The sequence below is a fragment of the Burkholderia sp. 572 genome, assembly GCF_040545135.1.
In the GTDB taxonomy this organism is placed as follows: Bacteria; Pseudomonadota; Gammaproteobacteria; order Burkholderiales; family Burkholderiaceae; genus Burkholderia; species Burkholderia cepacia.
Map to the genome: position 1 here is coordinate 206677 of NZ_JBEPLH010000008.1, position 14286 is coordinate 220962.

Here is a 14286-nt window from a genome sequence, read left to right on the forward strand (position 1 = left end):
CGCTGGCGGCCCGGCGCATGACGGTCGTTATGCCGCGCGCGTGAGATCGCGAGGCAGGTGTTGCTCGATGGTATTCGCGAGCGTGTCGAATGCCGGCCGGATGCCTTCGTGCGCGACGCATGCATAACCGAGCAGCAGGCCGCGCCGCGCGGTTTCGAGGCTGCTGTAGTAGCTGGTGAGCGGGCGCACGATCACGCCCGCATCGAACGCGCTCTGCGTGACCGCGCGGTCGTCGCAGGCGTCGGGCAGGCCGAGCACGAGATGCAGGCCGGCCTCGTCGCCCATCACGGGCAGCGCGTCGCCGAAGCGCGCGCGGATCGCGTCGATCATCAGCTGCCGGCGCTCGCCGTACAGCGTGCGCATCCGTCTGACGTGCGAAGTCAGGTGGCCGTCCATGATGAATTCGGCGAGCACGGCCTGCTGCATCAACTGGCCCTCGCGGTACAGCTCCGACAACCCGGTGCGGAACGTGTCGACGAGATGCTCGGGCACGACCATGTAGCCCATCCGCAGCCCCGGAAACAGCATCTTGCCGAGGCTGCCGACGTAGATCACGCGGCCGCCGTCGTCGAGCCCCTGCAGCGACGCGAGCGGGCGGCTGCCGTAGCGGAACTCGCTGTCGTAGTCGTCCTCGATGATCCAGCAGCGGTGCTGCCGCGCGTATTCGAGCAGCATCCGGCGCCGTGCGAGGCTCATCACCATCCCGAGCGGGTACTGGTGCGACGGCGTGACGAGCACGAGCCGGGGCGGATGCTGCATGTCGCTGGCGCGCGGGTCGAGCCCTTCCTGGTCGACCGGCACCGGCGTCAGCGTGAGGCCCGCCGCCTGCAATACGCTTCGCACACCCCAGTAGCACGGTTCCTCGACCCACGCGCGATCGCCGATGTCGGACAGCAGCCGCACCGCGAGATCGATCGACTGGTGGATGCCCGTCGTGATGATCACCTGGTCCGGCGAGCACTTGACCGAGCGCGCGACGCGCAGGTAATCGGCGAGCGCGCGCCGCAACGGCCGGTAGCCGCCGCCCGGCGCATAGGTCAGCAGCTCGGGGTTCGCTTCCTTCCACAGCCGCGCCTGCAGGCGGCTCCACGTCCGGCTCGGGAACTCCGACACGTCCGGCACGCCCGGCATGAACGCGCCCCATTGGCGTCGCGATACCCCCGCATGCTCGATCAGTTGCCGGCCACGCATCGACAGGCCGCCCTGCGCGTCCGGCTGCGGCACTGCATCGGCGCTCGACGGCGGCGGCGCGGTGCCCGGCACGTGGATCGCGGCGGCATCCGGCCGCGTGTCGGCCACATAGGTGCCGCTGCCGGTGGTCGTCAGCACGTAGCCTTCGGCGGTCAGCTGGTCGTACACGTGCAGCACGGTATTGCGCGCGATCGACAGGTCGGCCGCGAGCGTGCGGGAACTCGGCAGCTTGGTTCCTGGCCCCAATTCTCCGGTCAGGATGGCCTGCTGCATCAGTTGCAGCAACTGCCGGTACATCGGCTCGGGCGAGCTACGGTCGAGACGGGCGGAGAGCCAGTCGGCGAGGATCACGGTATCCAAAGTGGTCCTACTAGTAATATTGAAATGGTTCCCTATTGTAGAACCGTGGGCGCCGTATAGTGGCTCGCATCTCAAAATCAATTGTCGCGAAGCAAGGGGACAGCCACGATGAAGTCCGATGATGTGATCGTCAGCTTTCGCGGCGTGCGGAAGACCTACGACGGCGAAACGCTGGTCGTCAAATCGCTCGACCTCGATATCCACCGCGGGGAATTCCTGACGCTGCTCGGGCCCTCGGGCTCCGGCAAGACGACCTGCCTGATGATGCTGGCCGGCTTCGAATTCCCGACCGGCGGCGAGATCCGCCTCGACGGCGAACTGCTGAACAACGTGCCGCCGCACAAGCGCAACATCGGCATGGTGTTCCAGAACTACGCGCTGTTTCCGCACCTGACGGTCGAGCAGAACGTCGCGTATCCGCTGACCGTGCGCAAGCTGCCGGCCGCCGAGCGTGCGGAACGCGTCGCGCATGCGCTGAAGATGGTGCAGATGGAGCGCTTCGCGAAACGTTACCCGGCGCAACTGTCGGGCGGCCAGCAGCAGCGCATCGCGCTGGCGCGCGCGCTCGTGTTCGAGCCGAAGCTGGTGCTGATGGACGAGCCGCTCGGCGCGCTCGACAAGCAGCTGCGCGAGCACATGCAGTACGAACTGAAGGCCCTGCACGAAAAGCTCGGCGTGACCTTCGTGTACGTGACGCACGACCAGGGCGAGGCGCTGACGATGTCCGATCGCGTCGCCGTGTTCGACAAGGGCATCGTGCAGCAGCTCGACACCGTCGACCGCCTGTACGAGTCGCCGTGCAACGAATTCGTCGCGAACTTCATCGGCGACAGCAACCGGCTGCGCGGCACCATCGCGCGCGTCGACGGCGAATTCTGCGAATTCCGGCTCGACGACGGCACGCAGCTCGTCGGCCGCCGCATCGGCGATGCGGCCGAGGGCGCGCCGGCCGTCGCGTGCATCCGCCCCGAACGCATGAGCCTCGCCCCGCACGGCGCGAACGGGCACGCGAACGGCGCGGCCGCCAACCGGTTGAGCGGCGAGGCGCGCAGCCTCATCTATTTCGGCGATCACGTGCGCATGCGCTGCGCGCTGCCGGGCCAGGACGAATGCTTCGTGAAGGTCCCGCTCGGCACCGGCGCGCTCGATGCGTTCTCGCCCGGCGCACCGGTCGCGCTCGCGTTCGCACCCGAACACCTGCGCGTGTTCGCCTGAGCAGGGTTTTCCCGATTTTCCGCTGTACGTCGTCAACAACAACTGCCCACTTCCACCACGAGAGGAGAGGAACCACCATGAACCGAGCAAGCATTACCGCGCGTCGTACCGCGCTGGCACTCGCGCTCGCCGTCGTCGGCGTATCGGCATCGGCTGCCGAACTCACGGTCGTCAACTTCGGCGGCGCGAACGGCGACGCGCAGAAGGCCGCGTTCAACCAGCCGTTCGAGAAGGCGACCGGCAACAAGGTCACGGCCGTCGAATACAACGGCGAGCAGGCGAAAGTGAAGGCGATGGTCGAGGCGAAGCACGTCAACTGGGACGTGGTCGAAGTCGAGTCGGGCGACCTGAATCGCGGCTGCGACGAAGGGCTGTACGAGAAGCTCGACTGGTCGAAGATCGCGAAGAAGTCCGACCTGATTCCGGAATCGCCGCAGGCGTGCGGCGTCGGCTTCTTCGTGTGGTCGACGGCGCTGTCGTACAACGCGGACAAGCTGAAGTCGGCCCCGACCGGCTGGGCTGATTTCTGGAACGTGAAGAAATTCCCCGGCAAGCGCGGCATGCGCAAGGGGGCGCGCTACAACCTCGAATTCGCGCTGATGGCCGACGGCGTCGCGCCGAAGGACGTCTACAAGGTGCTCGGCACGAAGGCCGGCCAGGATCGCGCGTTCAAGAAGCTCGACGAGCTGAAGCCGTATATCCAGTGGTGGGAAGCGGGCGCGCAGCCGCCGCAGTTCCTCGTCGCCGGCGACGTCGTGATGTCGACCGCGTACAACGGCCGCATCGACGCCGCGCAGAAGGAAGGCAAGAACCTGAAGGTCGTGTGGAACGGCAGCATCTACGACCTCGACTACTGGGCGATTCCGAAGGGCTCGCCGAACAAGGCGCTGGCCGAGCAGTACATCGCGTACACGCTGACGCCGAAGCCGCAGCAAGGGTATGCGCAGCACATCGCGTACGGCCCCGCGAACATCGCGGCGATCAAGTCGCTCGACGCGAAGACGCTCGCGAACCTGCCGAACTCGCCGGCTAACGGCAAGAACGCCGTGCTGGAAGATATCGGCTTCTGGACCGACCACAGCGACGAGCTCGAGCAGCGTTTCGCCGCATGGGCGACGAAGTAACCGGTCAGGCATCCTCAAAGGTGTCCTGATGCAACCTGCCGCGCGGCGCGTCGATCGCGTCGCGCGGCCTTCCGCCGGATCGTCCCCGGCCGGAGAGAAACGTTGAATACGATGACGATCGCGTCTTCCTCGCCGTCGACCGCCGCGCTCAAGCGCGAGCTGAAGGCCGCCGAAGCCCGCAAGCGCACGATGGCGCTGTTGCTGGTCGCCCCGCTCGCGATTTTCCTGCTGCTGATTTTCGTCGTGCCGATCGGCACGCTGCTCACGCGCGCGGTGCAGAACCCGGAGATCGCGACCGCGTTGCCGGGCACGGTCGCCGCGCTGTCGGGCTGGGACCGCAAGGCACCGCCGGCCGACGCCGCGTATGTCGCGCTCGCAGCCGACATGACGAAGGTGGCCGACAGCGAGGCGATGGGTGCGCTCGCGCGGCGCCTGAACACCGAGATTCCCGGCTATCGCTCGCTCGTCGCGAAGACGGCGCGCGCGATGCCGCTGAAAGGCGACAACGACGCGGCACTGACGCCCGCGCAGACGCGCGCGAAACTGATCGACCTCGATGCACGCTGGGGCGACGTCGCGTACTGGCAGTCGATCGCGAAGAACGGCAGCACCGTGTCGCCGTTCTACCTGCTCGCCGCGCTCGACCACAAGCAGGACGGCTTCGGCCACATCGTGCAGGCCGATCCGGACCAGTCGATCTATCTGGCGATCTTCGGCCGCACGTTCGTGATCGGTGTCGCCGTCACGCTGTTCGCGCTGCTGCTCGGCTATCCGCTCGCGTACTGGATCTCGACGCTGTCGGAGCGGCGTGCCAACCTCGTGATGATCCTCGTGCTGATTCCGTTCTGGACGTCGGTGCTCGTGCGCGTCGCCGCGTGGATCGTGCTGCTGCAGAGCGAAGGGCTCATCAACACGGCGCTGATCGGCAGCGGGCTGATCTCGCATCCGCTGACGCTGCTGTTCAACCGCGTCGGCGTGTACATCTCGATGACGCACATCCTGCTGCCGTTCATGATCCTGCCGCTCTACAGCGTGATGAAGTCGATCCCGCCGACCTACCAGCGCGCGGCCGTATCGCTCGGCAGCCATCCGTTCGCCGCGTTCTGGCGCGTGTATGTGCCGCAGACCTATCCGGGCGTCGGCGCGGGCGCGCTGCTCGTTTTCATCCTCGCGATCGGCTACTACATCACGCCCGCGCTGCTCGGCGGGCCGAACGACCAGATGGTCAGCTATTACGTCGCGTACTTCACGAACGTGACGATCAACTGGGGCATGGCGTGCGCGCTCGGTGGGCTGCTGCTCGCGGCGACGCTGGTGCTGTACGCGGTGTACGGGCGCTTCACGCGCACCAACGTGAGCCTCGGCTGAGCGCCGCGCACAACGAAACGGGAAGGGGAATCCGACCATGAAACTCGCCAGGCCGCTGTTCGCGCCGCACATGTCGTTCGTCGAGCGCGCGTGGTACGTCGCGCTGCGCGTGCTCGTCGTGCTGACGCTGCTGTACCTGATCCTGCCGGTGCTCGCGATCGTGCCGCTGTCGTTTTCGTCGAGCACGTTCCTCGTCTATCCGATTCCGGGCTTCTCGATGCGCTGGTACGAGAACCTGATCGCGTCGGACGAGTGGCGGATGGCCGCGAAGAACAGCTTCATCGTCGCGCCGTCGGCGACCGTCGTCGCGACAGTGCTCGGCACGCTCGCCGCGATCGGTCTCACGAAGGCCGACTTCCGCGGCAAGGGGCTGCTGATGGCCGTGCTGCTGTCGCCGATGATCGTGCCCGTCGTCGTGGTCGGCGTCGGCATGTACCTGTTCTTCGCGCCGCTCGGGCTCGCGAACACCTACACGGGGCTGATCGCCGCGCACGCCGCGCTTGGCGTGCCGTTCGTCGTGACGACGGTCGCGGCGACGCTGCAGGGCTTCAACCAGAACCTCGTGCGCGCGAGCCTGTCGCTCGGCGCGAATCCGGTGTCGACCTTCTTCCGCGTGACGCTGCCGGTGATCGCCCCGGGCGTGATGTCGGGCGCGCTGTTCGCGTTCGCGACGTCGTTCGACGAAGTCGTCGTCACGCTGTTCCTCGCGGGCGCGGACCAGACCACGCTGCCGCGCCAGATGTTCACGGGCATCCGTGAGAACATCAGCCCGACGATCGCCGCGCTCGCTACGATCCTGATCATCTTCTCGACGAGCCTGCTGCTTGCGCTCGAATGGCTGCGCGGACGCAATGCGCGGCGCGCGGTGAGCTGAGCGGGCGGGCTTGCCCCCGGCAACTGAGTCGCCACGTGTCGTGCGTGGCCGCGCATTGCTTTCATTTCGCTGACTGACGAAGCGGCCGCCTGCACGTTCGATGCGGCTCTGCAACAATACGGGACGCGGCGGCGCGCGTTCCGTGCGGTGCGACCGGAACGCCGCCGCGAGTCCAATCCGCGACGCGGCGCAACGCGTCGCTCGTCAGCCGAGCCTCATCTTGTCCGAATTCGCCTCCTCCGCCGGCGCGCATGAGCCGGCCGTCAACTGGCGCGCGATGTCCGCCGTGCTGCTGGCCGTCGCGCTCGCGACGCTCGACACCGCGATCGCGAACACCGCGCTGCCCGCGATCGCCGCCGACCTGCATGCATCGCCGGCCGCGTCCGTATGGATCATCAACGCATACCAGCTCGCGATGGTCGCGACGCTGCTGCCGTTCGCGTCGCTCGGCGACATCGTCGGCCACAAGCGCGTGTATATCGCCGGGCTCGCGGTGTTCACGCTCGCGTCGCTCGGTTGCTCGCTCGCGTCGACGCTGCCGATGCTGACGGCCGCGCGGATCGTGCAGGGCTTCGGCGCGAGCGCGATCATGAGCGTCAACGTCGCGCTGATCCGCGGCCTGTTCCCCGCGCACCGGCTCGGGCGCGGCGTCGGCTTCAACGCGCTCGTCGTCGGCGTGTCGTTCGCGGTGGGGCCGACCATCGCGTCGCTGATCCTGTCGGTCGCCGCGTGGCCGTGGCTGTTCGCGGTGAACGTGCCGCTCGGCGTGTTCGCGCTGGCCGTGGCGATTCCGTCGCTGCCGCAGACAGCGCGCGGCAAGCACGTATTCGATCCGGTCGCCGCATTGTTCAACGTGGTTACGTTCGCGTCGCTGATCTTCGCGCTCGGCGAATTCGCGCAGCGCGGGCCGCTTTCGATCGTATTCGCGTCGGCCGCGGTCGCGCTTGCATTCGGCTGGCTGCTGATCCGCCGCCAGGCCGGGCACCCGGCGCCGATGCTGCCGGTCGACCTGTTTCGCCGGCCGGTGTTCACGCTGTCCGCGCTGACCGCCGTGTGCGCGTTCGCCGCGCAGGGGCTCGCGTTCGTGTCGCTGCCGTTCTATTTCGAAACCGTCCTGCATCGCAACGCGGTTGAGACGGGGTTCCTGATGACGCCGTGGTCGGCGATCGTCGCGCTTGCCGCGCCGATCGCGGGGCGGTTGTCGGATCGTTATCCGCCGGGCCTGCTCGGCGCGATCGGTCTTGCGTTGCTGAGCGCGGGCATGGTGTCGCTCGCCGCGTTGCCGGCGGCGCCGGGCGTGATCGACATCGGCTGGCGGATGATGCTCTGCGGCGCGGGCTTCGGTTTTTTCCAGTCGCCGAACCTGAAGGCGCTGATGTCGAGCGCGCCGCCCGAGCGCAGCGGCGGCGCGAGCGGGATCATCGCGACCGCGCGGCTGATCGGGCAGGCGACCGGTGCTGCGCTCGTCGCGCTGTCGTTCGGGATCGCGGGGCGCCACGGGCCGACGCTTGCGCTGATGCTCGGCGCGGGGTTCGCCGGGGCGGCGAGTGTCGCGAGCGGGTTGCGGCTCTTTGCGCCGTCGCATCGGGCCGGCGTGGCGGCGGCGTCCGAGCGCGTGGGCGAGCGGGCGGCGGAATAGGCAAGGGCAAGTCACGCGCCGGTGCGCGGCAACCTGCCGCCGCGCACCGGCCTTCAAGCTTCGCTCAGAACCCGCCCGACTTGATCAGCTGGTTGAGGTTCGCGATGTTCAGGCTGCCGAAGCCGGTCGGGTAATCCCAGCCGGTGCCGGCGTTATAGCCATACCCCTGATAGCCGTTGTTCCCCGACACCACGTCGTAGCGCACGAGCGACGGACGCGACGGAATGTCCGCATAGAAATTGCCGGCCGGGAAGCCGAGGCCCGTGCCGTTCGCTGCGAGCAGGCGTGCCCAGAGGCCCGTGAAGATCGGCGCGGCGAGGCTCGTGCCGCCGATCTGCTGCAACTGGCCGTAGTTGTAGATGTACGCGCCGGTGCTTTGCGCGGCGTCGAACGACACGTCCGGCAACTGGCGGTTGCTGCCCGACTGCCACGACGGCGCGGGCAGGATCGTGCTGACGCCGCCGCCCGTTGCCCACAGCTTGCCGTTGTCGTCGAGCCCTTCGTTCCACACCGTCTCGTTCGAGAACGCACCCGACGACGTCGTGTAGAGCGTCGTGCCGCCGATCGCGAGCACGTGCGGCGACGAAGCCGGCCACGATACCGTGTAGTTCGAGCCGTCCGGATAGCCGCGGTTGTTGCACTCGTACACGCCTTCGTCGCCCGACGACACCGAGAAGGTCTGGCCTTGCGCCGCTGCCGTCGTGAAGATTTGCTCCTCGGCGTCGAGCGTGCCGTCCGCGTTTGCGTCGGTTTCGCACCAGCCGAGCGACACGTTGATCACCTTCGCGGTGTTGTCCGACACCGCGCGGTTGAACGCCTGCGTGAGCCCCGTGTTGCCGCTGGCGTTGAGGTCCGCCATGTAGAACACGAGCTTGCCGACCTGGCCGCCGGCCGAGCCGACGATCGACTGGCTGTCGAGATCCCATTCGCCCTGGCCGTCCTGGTCGTCGGTATAGCTGCCGCCCGAGCCGTTGGTCTTGACGGTCTGCGTCGAGACCGTGCCGTAACCGTTGCTCGACGTGAACTGCTTCAGGTCCTGCAGCGTCTGCGACACGCCGCCGATCGTGATGATGCCGACGGTGACACCGGCTGCGGTCGGCACGCCGGTCGCGTTGTAGAGGCCCGGGAATTCCTTCGGATAATGACCGGTCGCCGTGCCGGCCGCGAGCGCCTGCGGCTTCGACACGTTGCCGATGCGCAGCAGCGGCCGCGCGCGCGCGACGCTCTGCAGCCCGAGCACCGAGCCGACGACGTCGCCGAGCGCGCGCGGCACCTGCGCGGTCGACGTGTTGGCGAAGCCCGAGCGGCCCGCGTAGTCGAAGTGCACGAGCGACGTGTTGAATGCGGTCTTCACGGTGCCGGCCGTGCCGCGTGCGGACACCAGCAATCGGTTCGGTGCGACCTCGACATTCACGAAGCCGCTCTTGTGCAGATAGTCGACGACCGACTTCACCTGCGCATCGGTCGGCGCGTAGTTGGCGAGGAACTGCTCGTGCGTGAGGTACTGGCGGTAATGCGCGCTGCCGGGCCGGTTCACGTCGCGCGCCAGTTGCTTGAGCTGCGCGGCATTGCGCAGCTTCAGGCTGACGACGACGTCGGTCGTTTCGCCGGCCGCGAGTTCGAGCGACGGTGCCGCACTGCGCGCCATCAACTGCGGGCCGGTCAGAAAGGCCTTCGTATGGGTATCGACCCAGTCCGTCGCCGCATGCGCCGCAGCGGCAGCGAACACGAGGGGTGCCACGCACGCAAGGCGGCGGGGCGACGGCAGGGGCAGGGCAAACCAGGCGTTCCTTTTCATCGGGAGTCCTTTTTAGGAGAGACGACGTTGCTGGAGCCCTCGACCCTTGTGGGGTCGCGAGCGGTGACGAGCGTAGGGCGTCGCTACCGTTCAGGTAGCTGCCAGTTTCCATAGCTGTCAGTTCTGACATCGGGGTGTGTGCGTGCACGCGCAGCGTCGTATGCGCAGGCGATCGTGGGCGTGGCGAACGGAACCGGTTCGCGGCACGACGGCGCGGCAATGCGCGACGTTCGCACGCACGAGTCGCTCGTCACGGCGTCGGAACATGCGCGATCGCGGAGTGGATCGACGCGTGAACGCATGGCGCGCGACCGGTCGTTGCCGCATGCCGCGTCGCACTATGTGGTCAAACGAAGCGATGCGGCAGGAACGGATTCGCACGTGCACAAGAAAGGGGCCGGTCGAACGCAAACGTTTCCCGAACTGTGGAACAGCACGTCGGGCAGTCTTGCAGGCGGCTTTCGGATCGCGTGTCGCACATGCGAATTAGAGGAAACGCTCGAATCCGGGCGCAGGCGCGCGCCGATGGGTGGGCGGCAGGCCCGCACCGGATTGCACGACGCCGTTCGTGAAATTCCGCCTTGACGCGCGTCGACCGGCGGCTATTCTTCAATCCATAACCAACGGGTTATGGATTTTGAACGACATGCAGACCGATCACGACATGCTTTTCCGGACGCTGGCCGATCCCACCCGCCGCGCGCTCTTCGAGCGGCTGTGCGCGGACGGCGAGCTGACGGTCGCCGCGCTGACGGCCCATGCGGGCGTCTCGCAGCCGGCCGTGTCGAAGCATCTCGGCGTACTGAAGCAGGCCGGGCTCGTGAACGACCGTCACGAAGGCCGGCAGACGCACTACAGCGCGCAGCCGCAAGCGCTGGCCCCGCTGATCGACTGGACGAGCCAGATGGCCGGCTTCTGGCAGAACCGGTTCGATGCCCTCGAAGATCTTCTGAAAAGGATGGACCAGTAATGAACCAGGCCACCACCGAAACGCGCTCCGTCGTCGTCGACCGGGAACTGCCTCATCCACCGGAGAAGATCTGGCGCGCGCTCACGCAACCGCACCTGATCGAGGCGTGGCTGATGAAGAGCGACTTCGAACCCGTCGCGGGCCGCGCCTTCAGTTTCCGCGCCGACTGGGGCTCGGTCGACTGCAAGGTGCTGACGATCGAGCCGCCGCGCACGCTGTCCTATACGTGGGCCGCGTACGGCCTCGAAAGCGTCGTCACGTGGACGCTCACGCCGACGCCGGCCGGCACGCACCTGCGGATGGAGCAGGTGGGCTTCCGCACGGACCAGGAGCAGGCGTACCGCGGTGCGCAGCACGGCTGGGTGCGGTTCCTCGATGCGCTCGAACAGGTGCTGACACGCCCCGACGAAGGCACGGAGGCCCGCGCATGAACGCAACGGACCTCACGCCGTCGGAGCGCATCGACGCGCTGATCGCCGGCATCGCCGACTGGCGCGGCAAGACCTTCGCCGACCTGCGCCAGACGATCCTCGCCGCGCAAGCGGGCATCGTCGAGGAATGGAAGTGGATGGGCAGCCCCGTATGGTCGTGCGACGGGATGATCGCGGTGGCGAACGCGCACAAGGGCAAGGTGAAGCTGACCTTCATGCACGGCGCGCAGTTGCCCGATCCCGACAAGCTGTTCAACGACGGCCTCGACGGCAATGCGCGACGCGCGATCGACCTGTTCGAAGGCGACCGGCTCGACAAGCGGGCGCTGAAGAATCTCGTGCGCGCGGCGATCGAGTACAACCGCACGCACTTGAAGAAGAACGCACGAGGAGCGGGCGCGAAGGCGCGCGGCGACAAGGCGGCGTGACGAGCCTGACAATCGGCAACATTGCGTAACGCGCGCAGGCAAAAAAAAGCCCGACACGAGGTCGGGCATCCAAATCGGCCGCAACCGCCGCGAGGCGGCTGCGGCACCTGCAAAGGCAGGGCGCTTACGCTGCGAGCAGCGAGCGCAGCACGAACGGCAGGATACCGCCGTGCTTGTAGTAGTCGACTTCGATCGGCGTATCGATGCGCAGCAGGACCTGCACGCGCTGCGTTTCGCCGTTCTTGCGGTTGATCACGAGCGTGACGTCCTGCTGCGGCTTGAAGTCGTCGCCGAGGCCTTCGATGTCGAACGTCTCGTCGCCGGTGATGCCGAGCGACTGGACGCTGTCCGAGCCCTTGAACTGCAGCGGCAGCACGCCCATGCCGACCAGGTTCGAGCGGTGGATACGCTCGAAGCTGCGTGCGATCACGGCCTTCACGCCGAGCAGCTGCGTGCCCTTCGCGGCCCAGTCGCGCGACGAGCCCGTGCCGTATTCTTCGCCCGCGAACACGACGGTCGGCGTGTCGGCCGCGACGTACTGCATCGCCGCGTCGTAGATCGACTGCTGTTCGCCGCTCGGCTGGTGGATCGTCAGGCCGCCTTCGACGCGCGTGCCGTCCGCCTTCGCCGGGATCATCAGGTTCTTGATCCGGACGTTCGCGAACGTACCGCGCATCATCACGTCGTGGTTGCCGCGGCGCGAGCCGTAGCTGTTGAAGTCGGCCTTCTGCACGCCGTTTTCCTTCAGCCACTTGCCCGCCGGCGAGTCTTCCTTGATCGAGCCTGCCGGGCTGATGTGGTCGGTCGTGACCGAGTCACCGAAGATGCCCAGTGCGCGCGCGCCCTTGACCGTCGGGATCGATGCAGCCGGTTCCATCGAGAAGTCGTTGCCGAAGAACGGCGGCTCGGCGATGTAGGTCGACTTCGGCCAGTCGTAGACCTGGCCCGATTCGCCCTCGATCTTGCTCCAGAGGTCGCCCTTCTTGGTCAGCTTCGAGTAGTTGTCCTCGAACTTCTTCGGATCGAGCGCGAACTTGAGCAGCGCGTGGATTTCGTCGCTCGTCGGCCAGATGTCGCCGAGGTAGATGTCGCGGCCGCCCTTGCCCTTGCCGACCGGCTCGGTCATCAGGTCGCGCGTGATGTTGCCGGCGATCGCGTACGCGACGACGAGCGGCGGCGACGCGAGGAAGTTCGCGCGGATGTTCGGGTGGATACGCGCTTCGAAGTTACGGTTGCCCGACAGCACGGCTGCCGCGACGATGTCGTTCTTCGTGATCGCTTCGTTCAGCTCCGGCGTCAGGTCGCCCGCGTTGCCGATACAGGTCGTGCAGCCATACGCCGCGACTTCGAAACCGAGCTTCGACAGGTAGGGCAGCAGGCCCGTCTTCGTCAGGTACTCGGTGACGATGCGCGATCCCGGCGCGAGCGAGGTCTTGATCTTCGGATCGACCGTGAGGCCGGCCTCGACCGCCTTCTTCGCGAGCAGGCCGGCGGCCAGCAGCACGCTCGGGTTCGACGTGTTCGTGCACGACGTGATCGCGGCGATCAGGATGTCGCCGTTCTTCACGTCGACGCCGTTGCTCGTCGTGTACTGCGTGCCCAGGTCGTCCGCCTTCTTCGCGAAACCGTTTTCCGCGACCGGCTTCGAGAACAGGTCGGTGAACGTCGACTTGACGTTGCCGATCTCGATGCGGTCCTGCGGGCGCTTCGGGCCGGCCAGCGACGGGGCGACCGTCGTCAGATCCAGCGTCACGACCTTCGTGTAGTCGATGTCGCCGGCCTTCGGGATGCCGAACAGCTTCTGCGCCTTGAAGTAGTTTTCGAACGCGGCGATTTCCGCCTTCGTGCGGCCCGTGCCTTCGAAGTAGTCGATCGTCTTTTCGTCGACCGGGAAGAAGCCCATCGTCGCGCCGTATTCCGGCGCCATGTTGCCGATCGTCGCGCGATCCGGCAGCGACAGCGATTTCGTGCCTTCGCCGAAGAACTCGACGAACTTGCCGACGACCTTCTCCTTGCGCAGCATTTCGGTGATCGTCAGCACCAGGTCGGTGGCCGTCACGCCTTCGCGCAGCTTGCCCTTCAGCTCGACGCCGACGACGTCCGGCGTCAGGAAGTACACCGGCTGGCCGAGCATGCCGGCTTCCGCCTCGATGCCGCCCACGCCCCAGCCGACCACGCCGATGCCGTTGATCATCGTCGTGTGGCTGTCCGTGCCGACGAGGGTGTCCGGGTAGTACACGGTGTCGCCGCCGTCCGCCTTCTTGTGGACGCCGCGCGCGAGGTATTCGAGGTTCACCTGGTGGACGATGCCGACGCCCGGCGGCACGACCTTGAACGTGTCGAATGCCTGCATGCCCCACTTCATGAACTGGTAGCGCTCGTTGTTGCGCTGGAATTCCAGTTTCATGTTCAGGTCGAGCGCGTCCTTCTGGCGGAAGTAGTCGATCTGGACCGAGTGGTCGACGACGAGGTCGACCGGAACCAGCGGCTCGATCTTCTTCGGGTTCTTGCCCGTACGCTCCGCGACGCCGCGCATGGCCGCGATGTCGGCGAGCAGCGGCACACCCGTGAAGTCCTGCAGCACGACGCGCGACACCACGAACGGAATCTCGTCGACGCGCTTCGCGGTCGGCTTCCAGTTCGCGAGCTGCTCGATGTGCTCTTCGGTGATCTTCTTGCCGTCGTAGTTGCGCAGCACGGACTCGAGCACGATACGGATCGACACCGGCAGGCGTTCGATCTTCGTCTTCAGTTCCTTGCCGAGCTGCGGCAGCGAGTAGAACTTGCCTTTGCCGGAACCGCTGTCGAATTCCTTGAGGGTCTTGTGGAGATTGTGGGCCATGGTGATTTTCCTGGGTTTAAGGCTAGGAAACAAATAGTCCTGTATC

At 66.8% G+C, this 14286-nt stretch carries 12 protein-coding genes; 9 read left to right on the forward strand and 3 right to left on the reverse strand.

The window, feature by feature from the left end:
- Window positions 1-27: 27 nt before the first annotated feature.
- Window positions 28-1551, reverse strand: coding sequence for a MocR-like pyridoxine biosynthesis transcription factor PdxR (gene pdxR, locus ABIC51_RS17300; protein WP_175854952.1), 1524 nt, complete (start codon window positions 1549-1551; stop codon window positions 28-30).
- A gap of 108 nt (window positions 1552-1659) precedes the next feature.
- Here pdxR and ABIC51_RS17305 point away from each other — a divergent pair, with 108 nt between their 5' ends.
- From ABIC51_RS17305 to ABIC51_RS17325, 5 genes are all read left to right on the forward strand, one after another.
- Window positions 1660-2766 (forward strand): ABC transporter ATP-binding protein, encoded by a 1107-nt coding sequence (locus ABIC51_RS17305; RefSeq protein WP_027791107.1) that lies wholly within the window; start codon window positions 1660-1662, stop codon window positions 2764-2766.
- Between the two features lie 77 nt (window positions 2767-2843).
- Window positions 2844-3890, forward strand: a complete 1047-nt coding sequence (locus ABIC51_RS17310) for an ABC transporter substrate-binding protein (RefSeq protein ID WP_146252619.1) — start codon at window positions 2844-2846, stop codon at window positions 3888-3890.
- Between the two features lie 111 nt (window positions 3891-4001).
- The gene (locus ABIC51_RS17315) at window positions 4002-5258 is read left to right on the forward strand and encodes an ABC transporter permease (RefSeq protein ID WP_027791108.1); all 1257 of its coding nucleotides are present in this window, start codon (window positions 4002-4004) and stop codon (window positions 5256-5258) included.
- Between the two features lie 37 nt (window positions 5259-5295).
- On the forward strand, window positions 5296-6132 hold the full coding sequence (locus ABIC51_RS17320; RefSeq protein ID WP_027791109.1) for an ABC transporter permease: 837 nt from the start codon (window positions 5296-5298) through the stop codon (window positions 6130-6132).
- 220 nt (window positions 6133-6352) lie between these two features.
- Entirely contained in the window at window positions 6353-7771 is a 1419-nt protein-coding gene (locus tag ABIC51_RS17325) for an MFS transporter (protein ID WP_146252620.1), read from the forward strand.
- 64 nt (window positions 7772-7835) lie between these two features.
- Here the strand turns inward: ABIC51_RS17325 and ABIC51_RS17330 are convergent, their stop codons facing one another.
- Entirely contained in the window at window positions 7836-9569 is a 1734-nt protein-coding gene (locus tag ABIC51_RS17330) for a S53 family peptidase (RefSeq protein WP_027791111.1), read from the reverse strand.
- A 180-nt stretch (window positions 9570-9749) separates the two neighbouring features.
- On the opposite strand from ABIC51_RS17330, the gene ABIC51_RS17335 reads away from it, so the two are divergent.
- The 4 genes from ABIC51_RS17335 (at window position 9750) to ABIC51_RS17350 (ending at window position 11398) form a co-directional block, all read left to right on the forward strand.
- Complete coding sequence (locus tag ABIC51_RS17335; protein WP_226212402.1) at window positions 9750-10154, forward strand: hypothetical protein; 405 nt, start codon at window positions 9750-9752, stop codon at window positions 10152-10154.
- 61 nt (window positions 10155-10215) lie between these two features.
- Entirely contained in the window at window positions 10216-10539 is a 324-nt protein-coding gene (locus ABIC51_RS17340) for an ArsR/SmtB family transcription factor (RefSeq protein WP_027791112.1), read from the forward strand.
- Window positions 10539-10970 carry an SRPBCC family protein gene (locus tag ABIC51_RS17345; protein WP_124534059.1) on the forward strand — a complete coding sequence of 144 codons (432 nt, stop codon included), beginning with the start codon at window positions 10539-10541 and terminating at the stop codon, window positions 10968-10970. The genes ABIC51_RS17340 and ABIC51_RS17345 overlap by 1 nt, the downstream gene beginning before the upstream one ends.
- On the forward strand, window positions 10967-11398 hold the full coding sequence (locus ABIC51_RS17350) for a DUF1801 domain-containing protein (RefSeq protein WP_060194856.1): 432 nt from the start codon (window positions 10967-10969) through the stop codon (window positions 11396-11398). The genes ABIC51_RS17345 and ABIC51_RS17350 overlap by 4 nt, the downstream gene beginning before the upstream one ends.
- Before the next feature lie 124 nt (window positions 11399-11522).
- Here ABIC51_RS17350 and acnA read toward each other — a convergent pair whose 3' ends face one another.
- A complete protein-coding gene (gene acnA / locus ABIC51_RS17355) occupies window positions 11523-14240 on the reverse strand; it encodes an aconitate hydratase AcnA (protein ID WP_027791115.1) in 2718 nt (905 codons plus the stop codon).
- Between the last annotated feature and the right edge of the window lie 46 nt (window positions 14241-14286).

Excerpts from the sequence above, each read along its gene's own strand:
- ABIC51_RS17305 (WP_027791107.1), top strand. The coding sequence starts at position 1,660 with ATGAAGTCCGATGATGTGATCGTCAGCTTTCGCGGCGTGCGGAAGACC.
- ABIC51_RS17310 (WP_146252619.1), top strand. The coding sequence starts at position 2,844 with ATGAACCGAGCAAGCATTACCGCGCGTCGTACCGCGCTGGCACTCGCG.
- ABIC51_RS17315 (WP_027791108.1), top strand. The coding sequence starts at position 4,002 with ATGACGATCGCGTCTTCCTCGCCGTCGACCGCCGCGCTCAAGCGCGAG.
- ABIC51_RS17320 (WP_027791109.1), top strand. The coding sequence starts at position 5,296 with ATGAAACTCGCCAGGCCGCTGTTCGCGCCGCACATGTCGTTCGTCGAG.
- ABIC51_RS17330 (WP_027791111.1), bottom strand. The coding sequence starts at position 9,569 with ATGAAAAGGAACGCCTGGTTTGCCCTGCCCCTGCCGTCGCCCCGCCGC.
- ABIC51_RS17340 (WP_027791112.1), top strand. The coding sequence starts at position 10,216 with ATGCAGACCGATCACGACATGCTTTTCCGGACGCTGGCCGATCCCACC.
- ABIC51_RS17345 (WP_124534059.1), top strand. The coding sequence starts at position 10,539 with ATGAACCAGGCCACCACCGAAACGCGCTCCGTCGTCGTCGACCGGGAA.
- ABIC51_RS17350 (WP_060194856.1), top strand. The coding sequence starts at position 10,967 with ATGAACGCAACGGACCTCACGCCGTCGGAGCGCATCGACGCGCTGATC.
- acnA (WP_027791115.1), bottom strand. The coding sequence starts at position 14,240 with ATGGCCCACAATCTCCACAAGACCCTCAAGGAATTCGACAGCGGTTCC.